19 protein-coding genes are annotated in these 20,743 nt (G+C 73.3%); 7 read left to right on the plus strand and 12 right to left on the minus strand.

What is annotated here, in order from left to right; all coding sequences use genetic code 11:
* Positions 1-7 precede the first annotated feature (7 nt).
* Genes ACSP97_RS17705 through ACSP97_RS17715 form a run of 3 tightly spaced genes read left to right on the plus strand, consistent with a single transcriptional unit; the run spans position 8 to position 1,739 of the window.
* Positions 8-745, plus strand: coding sequence for a hypothetical protein (locus ACSP97_RS17705; RefSeq protein ID WP_440558253.1), 738 nt, complete (start codon positions 8-10; stop codon positions 743-745).
* Complete coding sequence (locus ACSP97_RS17710) at positions 746-1,045, plus strand: RNase A-like domain-containing protein (RefSeq protein ID WP_355146404.1); 300 nt, start codon at positions 746-748, stop codon at positions 1,043-1,045.
* 22 nt (positions 1,046-1,067) lie between these two features.
* On the plus strand, positions 1,068-1,739 hold the full coding sequence (locus ACSP97_RS17715) for a contact-dependent growth inhibition system immunity protein (RefSeq protein ID WP_355146406.1): 672 nt from the start codon (positions 1,068-1,070) through the stop codon (positions 1,737-1,739).
* Between the two features lie 113 nt (positions 1,740-1,852).
* Here ACSP97_RS17715 and ACSP97_RS17720 read toward each other — a convergent pair whose 3' ends face one another.
* Genes ACSP97_RS17720 through pdhA (ACSP97_RS17730) form a run of 3 tightly spaced genes read right to left on the minus strand, consistent with a single transcriptional unit; the run spans position 1,853 to position 5,488 of the window.
* Positions 1,853-3,244, minus strand: coding sequence for a dihydrolipoamide acetyltransferase family protein (locus tag ACSP97_RS17720; RefSeq protein WP_355321570.1), 1,392 nt, complete (start codon positions 3,242-3,244; stop codon positions 1,853-1,855).
* Between the two features lie 11 nt (positions 3,245-3,255).
* Positions 3,256-4,233, minus strand: a complete 978-nt coding sequence (locus tag ACSP97_RS17725; RefSeq protein ID WP_070024386.1) for an alpha-ketoacid dehydrogenase subunit beta — start codon at positions 4,231-4,233, stop codon at positions 3,256-3,258.
* A 1-nt stretch (position 4,234) separates the two neighbouring features.
* Positions 4,235-5,488 carry a pyruvate dehydrogenase (acetyl-transferring) E1 component subunit alpha gene (gene pdhA / locus ACSP97_RS17730; protein WP_355146410.1) on the minus strand — a complete coding sequence of 418 codons (1,254 nt, stop codon included), beginning with the start codon at positions 5,486-5,488 and terminating at the stop codon, positions 4,235-4,237.
* A gap of 430 nt (positions 5,489-5,918) precedes the next feature.
* Here pdhA (ACSP97_RS17730) and ACSP97_RS17735 point away from each other — a divergent pair, with 430 nt between their 5' ends.
* Positions 5,919-6,956 carry a phosphotransferase gene (locus ACSP97_RS17735; protein ID WP_355525896.1) on the plus strand — a complete coding sequence of 346 codons (1,038 nt, stop codon included), beginning with the start codon at positions 5,919-5,921 and terminating at the stop codon, positions 6,954-6,956.
* Between the two features lie 13 nt (positions 6,957-6,969).
* Here ACSP97_RS17735 and ACSP97_RS17740 read toward each other — a convergent pair whose 3' ends face one another.
* On the minus strand, positions 6,970-8,601 hold the full coding sequence (locus tag ACSP97_RS17740; RefSeq protein ID WP_355146414.1) for a protein kinase domain-containing protein: 1,632 nt from the start codon (positions 8,599-8,601) through the stop codon (positions 6,970-6,972).
* Positions 8,602-8,945: 344 nt separating this feature from the next.
* Here ACSP97_RS17740 and ACSP97_RS17745 point away from each other — a divergent pair, with 344 nt between their 5' ends.
* A complete protein-coding gene (locus tag ACSP97_RS17745; RefSeq protein WP_355146416.1) occupies positions 8,946-10,589 on the plus strand; it encodes a protein kinase domain-containing protein in 1,644 nt (547 codons plus the stop codon).
* 63 nt (positions 10,590-10,652) lie between these two features.
* On the opposite strand, the gene ACSP97_RS17750 is transcribed toward ACSP97_RS17745, so the two are convergent.
* On the minus strand, positions 10,653-11,195 hold the full coding sequence (locus tag ACSP97_RS17750) for a bacterial proteasome activator family protein (RefSeq protein WP_355146418.1): 543 nt from the start codon (positions 11,193-11,195) through the stop codon (positions 10,653-10,655).
* 181 nt (positions 11,196-11,376) lie between these two features.
* Between ACSP97_RS17750 and ACSP97_RS17755 the strand changes: the two genes are divergently transcribed.
* Entirely contained in the window at positions 11,377-12,045 is a 669-nt protein-coding gene (locus ACSP97_RS17755; protein WP_358673542.1) for a hypothetical protein, read from the plus strand.
* 28 nt (positions 12,046-12,073) lie between these two features.
* On the opposite strand, the gene ACSP97_RS17760 is transcribed toward ACSP97_RS17755, so the two are convergent.
* The 7 genes from ACSP97_RS17760 to pdhA (ACSP97_RS17790) form a co-directional block, all read right to left on the minus strand.
* The gene (locus ACSP97_RS17760) at positions 12,074-13,054 is read right to left on the minus strand and encodes an NAD(P)H-quinone oxidoreductase (RefSeq protein WP_355146422.1); all 981 of its coding nucleotides are present in this window, start codon (positions 13,052-13,054) and stop codon (positions 12,074-12,076) included.
* Positions 13,055-13,109: 55 nt separating this feature from the next.
* Positions 13,110-14,249: a potassium channel family protein gene (locus tag ACSP97_RS17765; protein WP_382010168.1), complete on the minus strand. Its 1,140-nt coding sequence runs from the start codon at positions 14,247-14,249 to the stop codon at positions 13,110-13,112.
* On the minus strand, positions 14,237-15,601 hold the full coding sequence (locus ACSP97_RS17770) for a molybdopterin molybdotransferase MoeA (protein WP_440558258.1): 1,365 nt from the start codon (positions 15,599-15,601) through the stop codon (positions 14,237-14,239). The genes ACSP97_RS17765 and ACSP97_RS17770 overlap by 13 nt, the downstream gene beginning before the upstream one ends.
* Positions 15,598-16,488 carry an NTP transferase domain-containing protein gene (locus ACSP97_RS17775; protein ID WP_358673801.1) on the minus strand — a complete coding sequence of 297 codons (891 nt, stop codon included), beginning with the start codon at positions 16,486-16,488 and terminating at the stop codon, positions 15,598-15,600. The genes ACSP97_RS17770 and ACSP97_RS17775 overlap by 4 nt, the downstream gene beginning before the upstream one ends.
* A 112-nt stretch (positions 16,489-16,600) precedes the next feature.
* Positions 16,601-17,914, minus strand: a complete 1,314-nt coding sequence (locus ACSP97_RS17780; protein ID WP_440558261.1) for a dihydrolipoamide acetyltransferase family protein — start codon at positions 17,912-17,914, stop codon at positions 16,601-16,603.
* The gene (locus tag ACSP97_RS17785) at positions 17,914-18,918 is read right to left on the minus strand and encodes an alpha-ketoacid dehydrogenase subunit beta (protein WP_355525880.1); all 1,005 of its coding nucleotides are present in this window, start codon (positions 18,916-18,918) and stop codon (positions 17,914-17,916) included. The genes ACSP97_RS17780 and ACSP97_RS17785 overlap by 1 nt, the downstream gene beginning before the upstream one ends.
* Positions 18,915-20,069 (minus strand): pyruvate dehydrogenase (acetyl-transferring) E1 component subunit alpha, encoded by a 1,155-nt coding sequence (gene pdhA / locus ACSP97_RS17790; protein ID WP_440558263.1) that lies wholly within the window; start codon positions 20,067-20,069, stop codon positions 18,915-18,917. The genes ACSP97_RS17785 and pdhA (ACSP97_RS17790) overlap by 4 nt, the downstream gene beginning before the upstream one ends.
* A 175-nt stretch (positions 20,070-20,244) precedes the next feature.
* Here pdhA (ACSP97_RS17790) and ACSP97_RS17795 point away from each other — a divergent pair, with 175 nt between their 5' ends.
* Positions 20,245-20,742 carry an Lrp/AsnC family transcriptional regulator gene (locus ACSP97_RS17795; protein WP_208624867.1) on the plus strand — a complete coding sequence of 166 codons (498 nt, stop codon included), beginning with the start codon at positions 20,245-20,247 and terminating at the stop codon, positions 20,740-20,742.
* Position 20,743 lies beyond the last annotated feature (1 nt).

Here is a 20,743-nt window from a genome sequence, read left to right on the forward strand (position 1 = left end):
TGATCGCATGACGAATCCGGGATCCGTGGATTACTGGAGCCTTGAGGGCGCCCGCGTACTCCTGTCCCCGTACGACCGGTGGGGCACGGGAATTCCCGACGACCCCGCCCAATGGGGGCCGCGGCTGTTCCCGCTCATCCGCGGAATACGGAATGCCGAACAGGACGGCGGCCGCAATCTCCGGGAGATCGCCGCCGAACTGCGCGTGGCCGCGGATCTCTTCGAGGCCGACCCCACGCACGAAGCACTCGGCCGCATTCCCCGCGCGGAGACCGAGGACCGCACGCCCCGGGTGCTCCGGGAGATCGCCGAGCACCTGGAGATCGGGAAATGGCGGTCCTCCGAGGACGTCCCCCTGACCACGGGCGAGCTGCGCCTGCGCTTCCCGCGCTTCTCCCAGATCCTGCCGATCTACTGGGGCCAGGACGGCGTCGCGATCAGCGACGAGATGCGGGACTCCTCCGTGGAGGACGGAATCCGCATGTTCATCGAGGAGTCGCACCCGCAGTGCCCGTGGCGGCTGCCGGGTGTCGTGTCCGAGTGCTACCAGGCCCTCGCGCTCTTCCACACCGAGGACCAGCTGGACATGTTCTTCTCCCTGGAGGGGATGGACGGCGGGTCGGGCAGCGCGGACTTCCTCGACTTCTTCCCGCTGCTCGCCCGGCGCTGCATCGAGCACCTGAAGGAAGCCCACTCGCCACTGTGGACACCCGGCCGGGACCGGACCGAGGGGGACGTCGCCTAGATGCGTACCCGCTCCGCCACCTACCCCGACCGGGAAACCGCCCAATGGGCCACCCAGCAGGTCGTCACCGCCAATGAGCAGCTCATTCACCGTTGGCTCGCGCAGTCCACGCGGGCGCGGCTGAGTATCGAGGCGGCCTGGCCCGCGCGGGAGGAGCCGGTCGGGCGGGTGTTGTTGCAGGCGATGATGCTGGCGGGCCGGGAGCCCGTCGAGGTGCGGGCCGCCCGGGTGGTCCTGCGGAGGGACCCCGCGCGCCCGCACGGGTTCGTCGTGCACGCCACCTTCCCGATCCATCTGTAGCGACCCGTAGAGGCTGACCACCGTGCCCCTGAGCCCCCTCGAACACGACCGCCGGTACGGCGAACTCGACCAGGTCATGCGCGCCTACCTGGGGCAGCCCGCCGACGACACCCCGGAGCAGGCCGGTCAGGCGCTCACCGCCTACCTCCGGCACACCTGGCACAGCCGGCCGTGGGCCCTGGCCGTCGCCGAGCGGCAGTTGCGGGAGTACGCCGACAACCCGCCCGGACGGCTGCGGCTGCGCCTCGGCGAGTTCTACGCGATCCCCGATGTCGGGCTGCCCCAGGGCGAGATCCAGTCCTGGCTGCGCTGCCTCGCCGACCACATCAGGGCGAGCATCGAGACCGGGGAGGTGCCGGCGCCGGCGCCGCCCGTCACCCACTGGGAGTGGCACGCCCGGTTCCCGGAACTCGGCCAGTTCCTGGGGGGATGGTTCTCCCAGGACATGCCGGACGAGTTCGACGACCACCACGCCGCCGTCGAGGACTACCGGCACTCCACCGACCCGCAGCTCGTCGCCCGCCTCGTGGGCGAGCTCCAGGAACTGCTCGCCCTGGAGCTGGACGAGTCCGACTACGCCCTCGCGGTCGCGGAACTCGGCATGGAGGTCGACCCGCCGGCGCCCTACTCGCCCAGCGGCTGGCTGGCCCTCCTCACCGGACAGCTCGCCGCACCCGCGGGCGACGAGGACTGAGCCGCGCGCTTCGAGGCCGAGCCGCGCGCCCCGGGGCCGAGCGGCCCACCACGGCACAGGGCCGCGCACCCCGGCAGGGGTGCGCGGCCCTTGTCACGGTCTCCGCGGAGCCGTCACGCCCAGGTGATCAGCCGCTTCGGCTGCTCCAGGATCGCCGCCACGTCGGCGAGGACCTTGGAGCCCAGCTCGCCGTCGACCAGGCGGTGGTCGAAGCTCAGGGCCAGGGTCGTGACCTGGCGGGGCTTGACCTTGCCCTTGTGGACCCAGGGCTGGAGCTTGATCGCACCGATCGCGAGGATCGCCGACTCGCCGGGGTTGAGGATCGGCGTGCCGGTGTCGACGCCGAAGACGCCGACGTTGGTGATGGTCACCGTGCCCCCCTGCATCGCCGACGGGGAGGTCCTGCCCTCGCGCGCCGTGGACACCAGCTCGCCGAGCGCGTCGGCCAGTTGGGGCAGCGTCTTGTCGTGCGCGTCCTTGATGTTCGGCACGATCAGACCGCGCGGGGTGGCCGCCGCGATGCCCAGGTTGACGTAGTGCTTGACCACGATCTCCTGGGCCGCCTCGTCCCAGGAGGCGTTGATGTCCGGGTTGCGCTTGATGGCGACCAGCAGGGCCTTGGCGATCAGCAACAGCGGATTGACCCGCCTGCCCTGCATCTCCTTGTCCTGCTTCAGCTCCTCGACCAGCTTCATGGTGCGGGTCACGTCCACCGTCACGAACTCCGTGACGTGCGGGGCCGTGAAGGCCGAGCCGACCATCGCCGCCGCCGTCGCCTTGCGCACACCCTTGACGGGGATACGGGTCTCCCGGGCGCCGTCGTACGTCACCACCGGGGCGGGAGCGGCGGCAGCGGGAGCGGCGGGGGCCGCCACCGGCTCGGGCGCGGCCACCGGCGTGGCCGCCGCGTGGACGTCCTCGCGGGTGATGACGCCGTCCGGGCCGGACGGGGTGACCGCGGCCAGGTCGACGCCAAGGTCCTTGGCCAGCTTGCGCACCGGGGGCTTGGCCAGCGGGCGGGAGCGGTCCGCCGCGGGGGCGTGGCCGTTCAGCTCGGCCTGGATGGCCTCGGCCGGAGCCGGGACGGTGACTTCAGGGCCCTTGCGGGGACGGCGCTTGGTGGAGGACGTCGACACGCCGTAGCCCACCAGGACCGGCTGGCGGCCCTCGGCCTTGGGCTCCTCGGCGGGCGCCGCGGGGGCGGCCGACGCCTCGGGCTCCGCGGGGGCCGGAACGGGGGCCCCGCCCGCGACCTCCACCGCGATGATGGCGGTGCCCACGTCGACCGTGGTGCCCTCGGGGAAGCGCAGTTCGCGGACCACGCCGTCGTAGGGGATGGGCAGTTCGACGGCCGCCTTGGCGGTCTCGACCTCGCACACCACCTGACCGTCGGTGACCGTGTCGCCCGGCTGGACGTACCACTTGAGGATCTCGGCCTCGGTCAGGCCCTCGCCCACGTCGGGCATCTTGAACTCGCGTACGGACGCGTCCGTCATCGTCGTCACGACCCTCTCCCTCAGTACGCCAGCGAGCGGTCGACGGCGTCGAGCACGCGGTCCAGGTCCGGCAGGTACTCCTCCTCCAGGCGGGCCGGCGGGTACGGGGCGTGGTAGCCGCCGACCCGGAGCACCGGGGCCTCCAGGTGGTAGAAGCAGCGCTCGGTGATCCGGGCGGCGATCTCCGCGCCGGAGCCGAAGAACACCGGGGCCTCGTGGACCACGACCAGGCGGCGGGTCTTCTCCACCGAGGCCTGGACGGCGTCGAAGTCGAGGGGGGAGACCGAGCGCAGGTCCAGGACCTCCAGCGACTTGCCCTCCTCGGCGGCCGCGGCGGCGGCCTCCTGGCAGAGCTTCACCATCGGGCCGTACGCCGCCAGCGTCAGGTCGGTGCCCTCGCGGACCACCTGGGCCTTGTGCAGCGGGGCGGGGATGGCCTCGACGTCCACCTCGGCCTTGTCCCAGTAGCGGCGCTTGGGCTCGAAGTAGATCACCGGGTCGTCGCTCTGGATGGCCTGCTGCATCATCCAGTAGGCGTCCGAGGCGTTCGAGGGGCTGACGACCTTCAGGCCGGCCACGTGCGCGAACAGGGCCTCGGGGGACTCCGAGTGGTGCTCGACCGCGCCGATGCCGCCGCCGTAGGGGATGCGCACGACGACGGGCATCTTGACCTTGCCCAGCGAGCGCGCGTGCATCTTGGCGAGCTGGGTGACGATCTGGTCGTAGGCCGGGAAGACGAAGCCGTCGAACTGGATCTCCACCACCGGCCGGTAGCCGCGCAGGGCGAGGCCGATCGCGGTGCCGACGATGCCGGACTCGGCGAGCGGGGTGTCGATGACCCGGCTGTCGCCGAAGTCCTTCTGGAGGCCGTCCGTCACCCGGAAGACGCCGCCGAGCTTGCCGACGTCCTCACCCATGACCAGGACCTTGGGGTCGGCCTCCAGGGCGCGGCGCAGCGACTCGTTGATGGCCTTGGCCATCGCCATCTTCTCGGCCATCTCAGTGACCCCCTTCTGCGTCCGCGAACGACGCCTGGTAGGCGGCGAACTGGGCCCGCTCCTCGTCGACGAGCGCGTGCCCGTCCGCGTACACGTTCTCGAAGATGGCGAAGTGGTCCGGGTCGGGCATGGCGCGGACCGCTTCGCGCACTCGCTTGCCCAACGCCTCGGACTCGGCCTCGAGTTCCTCGAAGAATCCCTCGTCCGCGTGGTTCGAGGCCTCCAGGTAGCGGCGAAGGCGCAGGATCGGGTCCTTGGCCTCCCACGCCTGGCGTTCCTCGTCGCCGCGGTAGCGGCTGGGGTCGTCGGAGGTGGTGTGGGCGCCCATGCGGTAGGTGAACGCCTCGACCAGGGTGGGGCCCTCGCCGTTGCGGGCGCGCTCCAGGGCCCACTTGGTGACCGCCAGGCAGGCGAGCACGTCGTTGCCGTCCACGCGCACGCCCGGGAAGCCGTAGCCCTGGGCGCGCTGGTAGAGCGGCACCCGGGTCTGCTTCTCGGTCGGCTCGGAGATCGCCCACTGGTTGTTCTGGCAGAAGAACACCACGGGCGCGTTGTAGACCGCGGAGAAGGTGAAGGACTCAGCGACGTCGCCCTGGCTGGAGGCGCCGTCGCCGAAGTAGGCGATGACCGCCGAGTCCGCGCCGTCCTTGGCCACGCCCATCGCGTAGCCGGTGGCGTGCAGCGTCTGGGAGCCGATGACGATCGTGTACAGGTGGAAGTTGTTGCTGTTGGGGTCCCAGCCGCCGTTGTTCACGCCGCGGAACATGCCGAGCAGGTTGGTCGGGTCCACCCCGCGGCACCAGGCGACGCCGTGCTCGCGGTAGGTCGGGAAGACGTAGTCGTCCTCGCGGGTGGCGCGGCCGGAACCGATCTGGGCGGCCTCCTGGCCCAGCAGGGAGGCCCACAGGCCCAGCTCGCCCTGGCGCTGCAGGGCGGTGGCCTCGGCGTCGAAACGACGGGTGAGCACCATGTCGCGGTAGAGGCCGCGCAGGTCTTCGGGGGTGAGGCCGGCGACGTAGGAGTCGTATTCGGCGTTCTTGACCCGCTTGCCCTCCGGCGTCAGAAGCTGCACGAGAGCGGGCTCGGTGCTCTTCCTGGCGCCTGCGCGCGCGGTGCGCGGGGCCCGGGTGGTGCTGGTGGTGCGCTTGGCGCCGGTGGCTCCGGACTTCGTCCCGGCGGTGCCGGTCTTGCTGCCGGTGGTGCCGGCTTTGCCTGCGGCGCTGCGCTTGCGCGCGGCACTGCTGTCCACGGTCACGTGTGCTCCTCCGTCGTTCCGGCCCCCGGGGTTGCCGGTAGGCCAGTGCGGCTCACCTGTTTCGACCACCGGGCACGGGGTGGGTGCCACTCGGCCGGGAACAGGCGTGACAGGTGCCCCGGCGAGCGCCCTGCAACCATTACGTTACCCAGTGCTCCACAATTCTGTGAAACCCCACCTGACCTGCGATTTTGCTTGGATTTCCAAGTAAATCGAGATGGTGCGGAAGCGTGCTGGTCACAGCCTTGTGGCAAGGCCGGAGCACCCGCACGTTATCCCGGTCACCCAGGTGACGGGAAGAGTTGGCGGCGGATACCGGAATACACGTGCGCGTTCACGGCGGTACACCCTGTGACCGAATGCGATCGGCGCTGACTTCCTGTGACAATGCCCAGCTCACAGGCTTTTTCGGTGCCCTAGCATCTCCGGCGTGCCGCGCCCTTGTGTACCACCCCCCGCGCCCCCGGTGGGCGCCCTTCTCCGCCTTTACGACACCGCGGGTACCGCGGTGGCCTGCGAACCGGTCGACCAGGGTCTGCTCAATCGCGGCTACCGGCTGTGCACCACGCGCGGCCGCTATTTCCTCAAACACCACTTCGACCCCGACACCGCCGACCCGGCCGCCATCGAGCGCCGACACCGGGCCACCCGGCGCCTGGCCGACCTGGGCGTCCCGGTCGCCGTGCCGCTCGCGCACCGTGAGGGCCGCACCGTCGCCGTGATCGGCGGCCACGCCTACGCCCTGCACCCCTGGATCGACGGCGGGCACCGCCACGGCGGCCAGCTCACCCGCACGGAGAGCGCCCGCCTCGGGGCGCTGCTCGGCGCCGTGCACGCCTGTCTGGAGCGCGTGATGCCACCCAAGGGGCGCACCCGCCCGGCCACCGGACCGCATCCCGTGGAGAGCGCCGATCCGGCGGACACCTTCGACCTCATCGGCCGGCTGCTCGCCCGGGTGCGCCGGCACCGCCCCGCCGACGCCTTCGACGCGCTGGCCCGCCACCGGCTGCTGGAGCGGCGCGCGCTGCTGGAGCGGCACACGGACCGGCGCCCGCCGCCCGGCGGACCGGTCGGCTGGGTGCACGGCGACTTCCACCCGTTCAACCTGCTCTACAAGGACGGCGCCCCCGCGGCCATCGTGGACTGGGACCGGCTCGGCGTACAGCCGCGCGCCGAGGAGGCGGTACGCGCCGCCGCGATCTTCTTCGTCCGCCCGGAGGGCACGCTGGACCTGCCGAAGGTGCGGGCGTACGCCCGCGCGTACCGGCGCGCGGCCGGCGTCACGTCCGTGGAGCTGACGGCGGCCGTGCACCGGGTGTGGTGGGAACGGCTGAACGACTTCTGGATGCTGCGCTGGCACTACGAGCGCGGCGACACCCGCGCCGACTGCCAGTTCCCGGCCGCCTCCGCGCTCGCGGTGTGGTGGACCCGGCAGTACGACGCGGTGTGCGAGGCGTTCACCCGGTGACCGGCGGCGCCGCTCAGCCGGTGGGCAGGCCCGCCCCGCCGTTCGACAGGCCGCCGTCGTTGGTGGTGCCGCCGCCGTTGGCGCCCGCGTCCGTGCCGCCGTCCGAGCTGCCGGCGTCCGTGCCGCCGTCGCCGGTCCCCGCGTCCGCGCCGCCGCTCGTCGGGTCCGAGGGCTGTGAGGCCGTGCTCTGCGGGGCGGTCGGCTGGCCCGTCGAGCCGGTGTGCTGCGGCTGCGACGGGGTGTACGACGGCGAGTACGACGGCTGCCCCCAGCCCGACCCGGAACCGGTGTCCGACCCGTTGTCGGTGGCGGTGTCCGTGGGCCGCCCGGTGCTGTCGTCGGTCGGGCTCGCGGGGTCGGAGTCGTCCTTGGTGCTCTTGGTGTGCGTCGCCGGCGGCTTGGTGTCGGGGCCGGAGCCGCCTCCGCCGTCCGTGCCCTTCACCGCCAGGGCCACGCCCGCCGCGATGGCGATGACCGCGAGCACGGCGAGGATCCACAGCTTGCCGCGGCCGCTGCCCTTGTTGCCGTGGCCCTCGAAGCCGCCGTCGTCGCCGCTGCCGTAGCCCTGCGGCAGCAACGGCTGCGGGATCTGCGCGGTGCCGGCGCCGTCCATGGGGTGCGGCATCACGGTCGTGCCCGCGAAGCCGCCCGCGGGGGTCTGCCGGGCGTCGTGCGCGGCTACCGGGCCGGTGTTCCAGGTGCCGGTGTGCCCGCCCTGGTCGTACAGCATCTGCAGGCCGTACTGGACCAGGCCGCGCATCTCCTCGGCCGTCTGGAACCGGTCGTCCGGCTCCTTGGCGAGCGAGCGCATGACCAGGCCGTCCAGCTCCGGCGGGCAGGCCTGAAGGACCTGCGACGGCGGCACCGGCGTGTCCTGGACATGCTGGTAGACGACCGACAGCGGGGTCTCACCGGTGAACGGGGGCCGCAGCGCGAGCAGTTCGTACAGCAGGCAGCCGGTCGCGTACAGGTCGGAACGGTGGTCGACGGCCTTGCCGAGCGCCTGCTCCGGGGAGAGGTACTGGGGGGTGCCCATGACCATGCCGGTCTGGGTCATCGTGGACTGCGCGCCGTGCAGGGCGCGGGCGATACCGAAGTCCATCACCTTGACGGCGCCGCTGTCGGTGATGATCACGTTCGCCGGCTTGATGTCGCGGTGCACGATGCCGTGCTGGTGCGAGTAGGCGAGCGCCTCCAGGACGCCGGAGACGATGATCAGCGCCTGCTCCGGGCCCGGCGCCTCCGCGTTGATCAGCAGATCGCGGATGGTGCGGCCCTCGACCAGCTCCATGACGATGTACGGCACGGACTGGCCGTTCACGACATCCTCACCGGAGTCGTACACGGCCACGATCGCGTGGTGGTTGAGTCCGGCGACCGACTGTGCCTCGCGTGTGAAGCGGGCCTTGGAGACGGGGTCCTCGGCCAGGTCGGCGCGGAGCAGCTTGACCGCGACCGTACGGCCCAGACGGACGTCCTCGGCGGCGAAGACCTCGGCCATGCCGCCCCGGCCGAGCCGGTGCGTGAGCCGGTACCGGCCGTCGCCGACAAGCCCTCCGTTGCCCCACGACTCCGGCGCGTCCGACATGCCGCCGCCAGACGCCTCCGGGTCGGACGGGCCCTGGGCGCGCTGCGTCTGTGCCATCAGTCCTCGCCGTCGTTTCTGCCCGCGGTGCGCGCGGTGTTGTCACGGTCTCCGTCGGCCACGCTACAGCCTCCGTGGGGGCCACCGGTCCGGAACCGGGACCGGGACCAGCCAAGCGACGGACCGGTCATCAAACCCTCAGCAAGGGCCGTCGTGCAAATTGTGTGTGCCGGTCGTACGCCCCCTGTAACGCTTGCGCGACGCTTCTTGCGCGTACGGTCACGGAACGGGCACCGAGCTTGACGTGTCCGGGGCCTGGGGCAGACTTGGCCGGGAATGACACATTCGATCAAGGCCCGCGCGATGCGCCAGGGCATCTGACGGCCGACGGGGGACGCGGAGAGATGAGCCAGGACGGCGCACACGGCCGGTACGCGGGGCAGGCGCTGGCCGGTGGCCGCTACCAGCTGCGCGACTTGCTCGGCGAGGGCGGCATGGCCTCCGTGCACCTCGCGTACGACTCCGTGCTGGACCGTCAGGTCGCGATCAAGACGCTGCACACCGAACTCGGCCGCGAACAGGCCTTCCGCGAGCGCTTCCGCCGCGAGGCCCAGGCCGTGGCGAAGCTCACGCACACCAACATCGTCTCCGTCTTCGACACGGGCGAGGACGACCTGGGCGGCATGGCCACGCCGTACATCGTCATGGAGTACGTCGAGGGCCGCCCGCTGGGCTCCGTACTCGAAGAGGACATCCGGCAGTACGGCGCCATGCCCGCCGACAAGGCGCTGAAGGTCACCGCCGACGTGCTGGCGGCGCTGGACATCAGCCACGAGATGGGGCTCGTCCACCGCGACATCAAGCCGGGCAACGTGATGATGACCAAGCGCGGTGTGGTCAAGGTCATGGACTTCGGCATCGCCCGCGCCATGCAGTCCGGTGTGACGTCCATGACGCAGACCGGCATGGTCGTCGGCACCCCGCAGTACCTCTCGCCCGAGCAGGCCCTCGGCCGGGGCGTGGACGCCCGCTCCGACCTGTACTCGGTCGGCATCATGCTGTTCCAACTGGTCACCGGGCGGCTGCCGTTCGACGCGGACTCCCCGCTGGCCATCGCGTACGCGCATGTGCAGGAGGAACCGGTCGCGCCGTCCTCCGTCAACCGCTCGCTGCCCCCCGCGGTGGACGCGCTGGTCGCCCGCGCGCTGCGGAAGAACCCGAACGAGCGCTTCCCGACCGCCGAGGCCATGCGCGAGGAGTGCCTGCGGGTCGCCGCCTCCTTCCAGGCGGCGGCGCCGAGCATCGTGCCCGGCGCGGGCCCGCGGCAGAGCGGTTCGGGTGTCGGCTCCGCGGTCTTCCCGCCGGTCGACCAGGCGCGGCAGTCGCCGCCCGGTCCGGTGCAGACGCCGTACCAGCCGGGCCCGTACGGCCCCGGCCAGGGCACCCCGGCTCCGGTCGCGCCCGCCCCGTCCTACGGCTACCCGCAGCAGGCCGGCTACCAGACCCCGCCCGTGGGCTACGGGCCGCAGACCCCGCCGCCGTACGCCCAGGCGCCGCAGACGGCCGTGCAGGGAGCCGGGCGGGGCTCCGGCGGCGGCCGGGGCAACAAGGGCGTGATCATCGGCGCGAGCGTGGTGTCGCTCGCCGCGGTCGTCGGCCTGATCGTGGCGCTGACCGCGAACAACGGCGGCGGCGACGACACGGGCGGGCGCGGTGGCGCCTCCGCCTCGGCGGCAGCCTCGCACCGGCCGGGCTACCGGGCGCCGGACACCACCCGGGTGATCGACAAGACGAAGTGCACGGAGCCGGAGGAGTCGTACGACGACCCCGACAAGATCCGGCTGCCCGACTTCCGTTACAAGGACATCAACTCCGTCAAGGCGTGCTTCCAGGCGGCCGGCTGGCAGCTGAAGGTCAAGAAGGTGGACGACAACACCTGGGGCGACGGGACCGTGATGGACCAGTTCCCGTCCGAGGGCACGGACGTGAACGCCAAGGACCCGGGCACCATCGAGCTGAGCGTGTCGACGGGCAATCCGCCGCAGTGACGCGCGCGTGAGAAGGGCCCGGCGCGTGTGCGCCGGGCCCTTTCGCGTGGTCGGGGGCCGGCCCTAGAGGTACGGACCGCCCGAGCGGCCGCCGGCCTGGTGGTCGTCGCCCTCGGGGATCGACACGCCCGGCGGGAGCGCCCTGCGCATCTGCTCCAGCTGGGCGCGGGCGGCCATCTGCTGGGCGAACAGCGTGGTCTGGATGCCGTGGAAGAGGCCCTCCAGCCAGCCCACCAGCTGGGCCTGCGCGATCCGCAGTTCCGCGTCGCTCGGGGTGGCGTCGTCGGTGAACGGCAGCGACAGCCGCTCCAGCTCCTCGACCAGCTCCGGCGCCAGGCCGTCCTCCAGCTCCTTGACCGAACTGGCGTGGATCTCCTTCAGCCGCACCCGGCTGGCCTCGTCGAGGGGAGCCGCACGCACCTCCTCCAGGAGCTGCTTGATCATGCTGCCGATCCGCATGACCTTGGCGGGCTGCTCGACCTGCTCCGTCACCGGAGTCTCACGGGAATCGTCGTTCCCGCTGCCTCCGCCGAGCGCCATCCCGTCCTGGCCCACGACGAGGATCTGCGGATTCTCGGGCGACCGTTCGTTCCTCGGCATCTCCATGCCGTCATTCTCTCCCACCCGCCCGCCTCGCCACCGGGGTGCCCCCCGGATCGGCCGAACTTTCCTCTAGACCCGTCGGCCCAATCCGGAATGCCCGGCGAGTCGGTGGATGTGAGGCTGTTTCCGTCGGTTCATCCATCGATCACGGCTCACGCCGGCTGGGCTCCGGGAGGTCACCGACGTGACTCCATGGCTGCGACTCACCCACCACTCGCTGCGGCTGCTGGTCGTCCTGGTGGCGGCCCTGCCCGCCTACGGCGCCGCCACCGCGTACGCCGGTCCCGGCACCACGCACTCCTCGACGCCCACGGCCCCTTCCCCGTCGCCCCCGTCCTCGCCCTCGCCCTCGGGGCACGCGGGCAGCTCCGGCGACCCGGCTCGCCCGGCGCACGATCACCAGGACGGCCCGGGGCACGAACCCGGTCACGAGCACGACGGCCCGGCGGCCGGCGACCCCCCGCGTCCCACGCACGCCCCCCGGCCCTCCGCCTCCTCGAACCACCCGCCGTCCGGCGAGCCGTCCCGGGCCGGGAGCGGGGCCGGTGAGGGCAGGATGCGCCCGGGCCGGGCGGACGGTCCCTGGGCCGAGGTGGAGGGCGACGACGACCCCGTCGGCTCCGCCGCCGCCGAGCCCGCGGAGCCGGAGACCGCCGAGCCTCCGACGTCCGCGGTCTCGCCCCCGCCCCGGGACGCGGGCCTCGACCCCACGGGGGCCCCGCGGGAAGCGGCCCGGCAGAGCGAGGACGCGAGCGAGCCGGAGCTGCGGATCCTCCCGCTGGGCAGCGGGCTGGTCCTCATCGGCCTGGGGCTGGGCCTGGCCTTCCTGGGCCTGCGGCTGCGCAGGGGCTGAGCGCCCCCGCGCACACCGGCGGACTCCGTCACGGAGCCAACAGCAGCACCTTGCCGATGTGGCCGCTCTCCTCGACCACCCGGTGGGCCTGCGCGGCCTCCGGCATCGGCAGTGCGCGGTCCACCACCGGCCGGACGTGCCCCGCCGCGAGCAGCGGCCAGACGTGCTCCCGCACCGCGGCGACGATGGCGGCCTTCTCGTCCAGCGGGCGGGCCCGCAGCGAGGTGGCGCTGACGGCGGCCCGCTTGCTCAGCAGGGCGCCGATGTTCAGCTCGGCCTTGGCGCCGCCCTGCATCCCGATGATCGCCAGCCGCCCGTTGGCGGCGAGGGCCTGGATGTTGCGGTCGAGGTACTTGGCGCCCATGTTGTCGAGGATGACGTCGGCGCCCGCGCCGCCGGTGGCCTCCTTGATCTCGGCGACGAAGTCCTGCTCCCGGTAGTTGATCAGGATGTCCGCGCCCAGCTCGGCGCAGCGCTCCAGCTTCTCCTTGGTCCCGGCGGTCACCGCGACCTTGGCGCCGACCGCCTTGGCCAGCTGGATCGCCATGGTGCCGATGCCGCTGGAGCCGCCGTGCACGAGCAGCGTCTCGCCGGGGCGCAGATGGGCGACCATGAACACGTTGGACCAGACCGTGCACGCCACCTCGGGCAGCGCGGCGGCCTGGGCGAGGTCGACGCCCTCCGGCACGGGCAGCAACTGCCCGGCGGGTACGGCGACCTTCTCGGCGTAGCCGCCGCCCGCGAGCAGGGCGGCGACCTCGTCGCCCACGGCCCAGCCGGACACCCCGGGGCCGAGCGCGGCGATCCGGCCGGAGCACTCCAGGCCGGGGTAGGGGGAGGCACCGGGCGGCGGGTCGTAGAAGCCCTGGCGCTGCAGGATGTCGGCACGGTTGACGGCACCGGCCACCACCTCGACCAGCACCTCGCCCTCGCCGGGCACCGGGTCGGGAACCTCGTCCCACACCAGCGCCTCGGGACCACCAGGTTCGGGAATCGTGATCGCATGCATGCCGGTGACGCTACTCCCCGAGCGGCGCCGGTGCCGGTGCGCGGGGGCCGTTCGCTCAGTCCGCGGGCAGCGGGCGGATGTGCGGGGTGATCTGGGTGCCCGGGCTGGCGCGGACGATGGTGATGAGCCGGTCCGTGAGTTGCAGGGTGCCGATGGAGCGGTCGTCGTATCCGAGCACACGATGGCCGCGGACCACGCTCACCACGAGGTCGTCGATCTCCCGCGGCCGTTTGCCCGCCTCGGCGCGCACCACGGGCCGTTCCACCAGGTCCAGTCCGCTGCCCTGCTGGATGAGGTCTTCTATGACCATGCCGGCGGCGGGGCTGAGGACGGAGAGACCGAGCAGCCGGCCGGCCGCGCTGGCGCTGGTGATGACGGCATCGGCGCCGGACTGCCGCAGCAGCGGGGCGTTCTCCTCCTCGCGCACGGCGGCGACGATCTTGGCGCTCCGGTTGAGCTGCCGCGCGGTCAGGGTGACCAGCACGGCGGTGTCGTCGCGCTGCGGGGCGATGATGATCTGCCGGGCCTTGCCCACCTCGGCCCGTTTGAGCACCTCGCTGCGGGTGGCGTCGCCCATGACCCCGGCGTAGCCGTCGGCGGTCGCCGCGTCGATCACCTTGGCGCTGGGGTCGACCACGACCACCTGCTCCTTCTTCAGCCCGGTCGCGCACACGGTCTGCACGGCGGACCGCCCCTTCGTGCCGAAGCCGATGACGACGGTGTGCTCGCGCAAGGCGGACCTCCAGCGTTTCAGGCGCCACTCCTCCCGGGTCCGCTCGGTGAGGACCTCCAGCGTGGTGCCGACCAGGATGATCAGGAACAGCACGCGCAGGGGCGTGATGACGAAGATGTTGGTCAGCCGGGCGCTGTCGCTGACCGGGGTGATGTCGCCGTATCCCGTCGTGGAGAGGGTGACGGTGGCGTAGTAGAAGGAATCGAGCAGGTCCACGGAGTCGTCGGCGCTGTCGCGGTAGCCCGCGCGGTCGACGTAGACGACGAGCGCGGTCAGGACCAGGACCAGCAGCGCCATGAGCAGCCGTTTGGCGACCTGGCGGAGGGGGCGCTCCACCACCTTGACCGGGAGTTTCACCCGGTGGGCGACCGACCGTTCGTCCATCTGGGGGCCGTCGTCGCGGGAGAGGGCGGAATCGGGGGAGGCGGTGGCGTCGTAGTCCGCGTGTTTCACGTGAAACATACCCCGATCCCGGCGGCCGCCCAGGGCAGGTCCAGCAGCTCCGCCTCCTCGCCCGGCCGGGCGCCGCCCGGCGGCACGACGGCCAGCGCGTCGGCGGCGGCGACACCGCGCAGCATGGCCGGGCCGTTGTAGTGCAGCGGTACGGCGCGGTCGCCGCGCAGCACCACGGGGACGAGCCGGGTGTCGTACGGGTGCCCCTGCACCGCCTCCGTCAGGGGCAGCGCGTACGGCTCGGGGGCCGGGTGGGCGGCCAGGGTTCGCAGCAGCGGCTCGGCGAGCGTGAGCAGGCCGGAGACGGCCGCGAGGGGGTTGCCGGGCAGTCCGACCAGATGCCGGCCGTCCTGGATGCGGGCCAGCAGCATGGGATGGCCGGGGCGCACCGCGACGCCGTCCACGAGGAGTTCGGCGCCGATGCGTTCCAGGGTGGGGTGGACATGGTCGACGGGCCCGGCGGCGGTGCCTCCGGTGGTGACGACCAGGTCGGCCGGGGAGGCGGTGATCGCCTTGCGCAGGGCCCTGGCGTCGTCGCGGACCCGGCGTACGGCGACGACCCCGGCACCGAGGGCGCGCAGCCAGGGCGGCAGCATCGGGCCGAGCGCGTCCCGGATCAGTCCCTCGCGCGGCAGCCCCTTGGTCAGCAACTCGTCCCCGAGGACGAGGACTTCGACGCGGGGGCGGGGGACGACGGTGACGGTGTCGTATCCCGCGGCGGCGGCCAGACCGAGGACGGCGGGGGTGATCAGGGTGCCGACGGGCAGCAACTGGTCACCGCTGCGGCACTCCTGGCCGCGCGGGCGGATGTCCTGACCGTGGGCCAGGTCCCGGGTGGCGTGCAGCCGGCCCTGGGTGTCGGTGCGGCCGTGCTCGGTGCGCAGCACGGCGGTGGTGTCGGCGGGGACGCGGGCACCGGTCGCGATGGGCACCGCCTCGCCGTCGGTGAGCGGCGCAGGCTGGGCGTGCCCGGCGAGCACCCCCTCCTCGCGCACCGTCCAGGGGCCGGGTCCGGCGACCGCCCAGCCGTCCATCGCGGAGGTGTCGAAGGAGGGCAGGTCGCCGAGCGCGTCGAGGGGCGCTGCCAGGACCAGGCCGAGGGAGTCGCCGAGCGGGACGGAGACGGGGCGGCGGGCGCCCGCGGACCGGGCCGTCCGGGCGGCGCGGGCGGCGATCTCGCGGGCCTCGGGCCAGGGGGTGGCCCGGTGCGGCCCGTCGGTCCGCGCGTCCCGTGCCCCGGGCGCCGGGGCCGGGCCGGTGCTGTCGTCCTTGGCTTCCCGCACGAGGGCCAGGGCCTCCTCGACATCGAGGTCGTCGCCGTCCTCCACGGGTGCCCCGCCGCGGAGGCGGGACGCGGTCATCCGGCGTCCGGGGCGCTCGGGCCCCCGTTCCCTTCCCCGGCCCCGCCGGTCTCCCGCGCCTCTTCCGCCCAGCGCAGCGCCAGCGCGGCGGCCTTGCGGGCGGCCTCGGCGACGGCCTCGGGGCCGCCCTCGCTTCGGGCCGCGGCGTAGCCGACGAGGAAGGTGGTCAGCGGGGCGGCGGGCCGCGCCACACCGTGCGCGGCGTCCCGGGCCAGGTCGAGCAGGACGTTCATGTCGACGTCCAGGTCGATGCCCAGCTCGTCCTTGACTGCGGAGATCCATTCATCCAACACGTGCCCATGCTCCCTGATGCGTGCCCTGGCGTTGGCGATGTCGTCCCAGGTGTCGCAGTCGAAGGACGCGTGCGGGTCCGGGACGCGGGTGAGTCGGAGGGCGCCGGTGAGCCGGCGCAGCGGCAGGCCGGTGAGGCCGTCGTGCGCGGCGGCGAGGGCGGCCAGTTCGCGGCGGAGCGCGGCGGTGCGGTAGGCGGCCACCAGCGGCTGGTCGCGACCGTCCGCGTCGGTGAGCAGCGCGCCGTCGGCGCCCGTCTCGTGGAGCGCGGCCAGCAACCGGCGCAGCGTGGCCGGGCGGAGGAAGGGCAGGTCGGCGGAGAGGACGACGGCGTGCTCGGCCGTGGTGTGCCGCAGGCCGGCGGCGAGCGCGGCGACCGGCCCCGCGCCGGGCGGCTCCTCGCGTGCCCAGCGCACGGGCCGGACGGTGGGCCGGGGCGCGGCCACGACCACGGTCGTACGGGCGCCCGCGCAGGCGGCGAGCACCCGGTCCAGCAGTGCCCGGCCGCCGACCCGCACCCCGGGCTTGTCGGCCCCGCCGAGCCGCCGCGCGGCACCACCGGCCAGCACGACGGCGTCGTACGGGTCGTACGGCACGGGGGTCGTGGCGGCCGCGGTGGCCGGCGGCCCGGCGCCGGTCTCGTCGGCGGTGGCTTTGTCGGTCACTCCCCGAGTATGCGGGCCGGGCCGATCACAGGGAACCGCGGGTTCACAGCGTGCGCAGCAGCACCGCCGGCTGTTCCACGCAGTCCGCCACGTACCGCAGGAAGCCGCCCGCCGTGCCGCCGTCGCACACCCGGTGGTCGAAGGTGAGCGACAGCTGGACGACCTGGCGCACCGCCAGTTCCCCCTCGTGCACCCAGGGCTTGGGGACGATCCTGCCGACGCCGAGCATGGCCGCCTCGGGGTGGTTGACGATCGGTGTGGAGCCGTCGACGCCGAAGACCCCGTAGTTGTTCAGCGTGAAGGTGCCGCCGGTGAGTTCGCCCGGGGTCAGCGTCCCGGCGCGGGCGGCCTCGGTGAGCCGGGCGAACTCGGCGGTCAGCGACTCGGCGCCGCGCGCATGGGCGTCCCGGACGACCGGTACGACCAGGCCGCGGTCGGTCTGTGCCGCGAACCCGAGGTGCACGTACGGGTGTTGGACGACCTCGCGGGCCTCGGTGTCGACCGAGGAGTTCAGCTCGGGAAAGCGGGCGAGCGCGGCGGTGCAGACGCGGGCGAGCAGCGCGAGGAGGGAGATCTTCGGTCCTCCGGCCGCGTTCATCGCGGCCCGCGCGCGCATCAGTTCCGTGGCGTCGGCGTCCACCCAGCAGGTCGCGTCCGGGATCTCCCGGCGGCTGCGGGAGAGTTTGTCGGCCACGGCCCCGCGGATGCCCTTGAGGGGGACCCGGACCTCCGCCGCGCCCGGGGCGGGAACGGCGGAGGCGGGGGCCCCGGCCGGGCGGGCGCCGTTCCGGGCCGGCGCGGCCCGCAGGGCACGCTCCACGTCGGCGCGCAGGATCAGCCCGTCCGGACCCGAACCGGCCAGCCCGCGCAGGTCCAGCCCGCCCTCGCGGGCCAGCCGCCGGACCAGCGGGGAGATCACGGGCACGGGACCGCCGGGCGCCGCGGCCGGGGTGACGGCGGGGGCGCTCGCGGCGGGCGCGGGCGCGGCACCGTTCACTCTCGCTCCGCGGACCGGCGCCGCCGGCCGTACCCGCCGCCGGCGGCCGGGCGCCCCGGAGGTGCCGTAGCCGACCAGGACATTGCCCGATCCGCTCTCCGGCTCGGCCTCCGGTTCGCCGACGGCGACCGTCAGCAGCGGTGCGCCGACCGGCAGTTCGGTGCCCTCCTCGCCATAGCGGGCGGTGACCACGCCGCCGTAGGGGCAGGGCACCTCCACCGAGGCCTTGGCCGTCTCGACCTCGACCACCGGCTGGTCGACGGCGACCACGTCACCGACCTGGACCAGCCAGCGGACGATCTCCGCCTCGGTCAGCCCCTCGCCGAGGTCGGGCAGCTTGAACTCCAGCACCTGTGCCATCAGCCCTCGGCCTCCCACTGCAACCGGGCCACGGCGTCCAGGATGCGGTCCACGCCGGGCAGATGGTGCCGCTCCAGCATGGGCGGCGGGTAGGGCAGGTCGAACCCGGCCACGCGCAGCACGGGGGCCTCCAGGTGGTGGAAGCAGCGCTCGGTGACGCGGGCCGCGATCTCGCCGCCCGGCCCGCCGAATCCGGTGGACTCGTGCACCACCACCGCGCGTCCGGTGCGGCGCACCGAGGCGCACACCGTCTCGTCGTCGAACGGCACCAGGGAGCGCAGGTCGACGACCTCCAGGTCCCAGCCCTCGGTCCGCGCCGCCTCGGCGGCCTCCAGGCAGACGGGCACGGAGGGGCCGTAGGTGATCAGCGTGGCGCTGCGGCCGGTGCGCCGCACCACCGCCCGGCCGATCGGCTCGACCTCCGTCGGCTGCTCGGGGTTCCAGGTGTCCTTGGACCAGTAGAGCCGCTTGGGCTCCAGGAAGACCACCGGGTCGTCGGAGGCGATGGACCGGCGCAGCAGGCCGTAGGCGTCGGCGACGGTCGCGGGCGTGACCACGTGCAGGCCGGGGGTGGCCATGTAGTACGCCTCGGAGGAGTCGCTGTGGTGTTCGACGCCGCCGATGCCGCCCCCGTAGGGGATGCGCACGGTGATCGGCAGGGGCATCCTGCCGCGGGTGCGGTTGCGCATCCGGGAGACATGGCTGACCAGTTGCTCGAACGCCGGGTAGGCGAAGGCGTCGAACTGCATCTCCACCACCGGCCGCAGGCCGTACATGGCCATGCCGACGGCGGCGCCGAGGATGCCGGCCTCGGCGAGCGGGGTGTCGGTGCAGCGGTCCTCGCCGAACTCCTTGGCGAGTCCGTCGGTGACCCGGAAGACACCGCCGAGGGTGCCGACGTCCTCGCCCAGGACGTGCACGCTCGGGTCGGCGGCCATCGCGTCGCGCATCGCGCGGGTGAGGGCCTGTGCCATGGTGGCGGGCTTGACGGCCACGGTGGTCATCGGCGGTCGCCTTCCTGCTGGTCGGGCCCGTCCTGCTCGGCCGCCAGCTCGGCCCGCAACAGGTCCCGCTGTTCGCGCAGTTGGGAGGTGGTCTCGGCGTAGACGTGGTCGAAGAGGGCCATGGGGTCGAGGTCGGGGTCCTGGTTCATGCGCGCGCGCAGGTCCGCGGCCATCGCCTCGGCTTCCTCCCGTACGGTCTCCAGGGCGGTCTCGTCGAGCAGGCCGCGCTCGGTCAGCTCCGTCTCCAGCAGCCGCACCGGGTCGTGCGCGCGCCAGGCGTCCACCTCGGCGTCGCCCCGGTAGCGGGTGGCGTCGTCGGCGTTGGTGTGGGCGTCGATGCGGTAGGTGACCGCCTCGACCAGCGTGGGGCCGCCGCCCGCGCGGGCGCGCCGTACGGCGTCGGTGAGCACCTCGTGCACCGCCGCTGCGTCGTTGCCGTCGACCAGGCGGCCCGGCATGCCGTACCCGACGGCCTTGTGGGCCAGGGAGGGCGCCGCGGTCTGCTTGGCGAGCGGGACGGAGATGGCGAAGCCGTTGTTCTGCACCAGGAAGACCACGGGTGCCTGCCAGACGGCCGCGAAGTTCAGCGCCTCGTGGAAGTCGCCCTCGCTGGTGCCGCCGTCGCCGACCATGGCGAGCGCGACCACGTCGTCGCCCTTGAGGCGGGCGGCGTGGGCGAGGCCCACGGCGTGCGGGAGCTGGGTGGCCAGCGGGGTGGACAGGGGGGCGACCCGGTGGGCGTGCGGGTCGTAGCCGCTGTGCCAGTCGCCGCGCAGCAGGGTGAGGGCCTCGACCGGGTCCACCCCGCGGGCGACGACGGCCAGGGTGTCGCGGTAGCTCGGGAAGAGCCAGTCGCGCTCTTCCAGGACCAGGGCGGCGGCGACCTCGCACGCCTCCTGGCCGGTGCTGGAGGGGTAGACGGCGAGGCGGCCCTGCTTGGTGAGCGCGGTGGCCTGGGTGTTGTAGCGGCGGCCGCGCACCAGGTGGGCGTGGAGCCGGCGGAGCAGGTCGGGATCGGCCTTGGCGGCCGCCTCGGTGCCGAGGACGCGGTAGGGCTCGGCGTCGGGCAGCAGCGGCGCGGGGTCCATACGGGGCTGCCAGGCGGGCGGCGGCGATGGCCGGTACGCGCCCCGCTGCTCCAGAACCGTCATGACGGCACCTCCTCGTGGGAGCGGCTACGGGAGGCGTGTCGGCTGTGACCCGCCTCACCTACCGATTGTTCGGTCGCTGGCACAATTTGGCTACAGGCGGGTCGAGGCTGTGGACAAACGGTTCTGCACAGCCTGGAATGAACGCAGGACGTCCACGGCGAGGAAGCGGGGGGACATGGCACCTGAACGAATGGCCGACGAGACGCAGGAGGCCGTACTGTCCCCGGCCCGGCCGCTGGACGCCATCGACCAGGACATTCTGCGCATCCTCCAGGCGGACGGCCGCGCCTCGATACGGTCGGTCGCCGAACGCGTCCACGTCTCGCGCGCCAACGCCTACGCGCGCATCAACCGGCTCGTCGAGGACGGGGTGATCCGGGGTTTCGGCGCGCGCGTGGACCACGAGCGCGCCGGACACAGCACCTCGGCGTACATCACGCTGAAGATCGTCCAGAACACCTGGCGCACGGTCCGAGAACAGCTCCGGCAGTTGCCCGGCGCCTCGCACATCGCGCTGGTGGGCGGCGACTTCGACGTCCTGCTGCTGGTGCACACGCCCGACAACCGGGCGCTGCGCGAGCTGGTGCTCACCCGGCTCCAGGCCATCCCCGAGGTGCTGAGCACCCGCACGCTGCTGGTGTTCGAGGAGGAGGACCTGGAGCCGGACGCGTGAC

The sequence above is a fragment of the Streptomyces sp. SCPE 10 genome (genome assembly GCF_051980735.1).
GTDB lineage: Bacteria > Actinomycetota > Actinomycetes > Streptomycetales > Streptomycetaceae > Streptomyces > Streptomyces misionensis.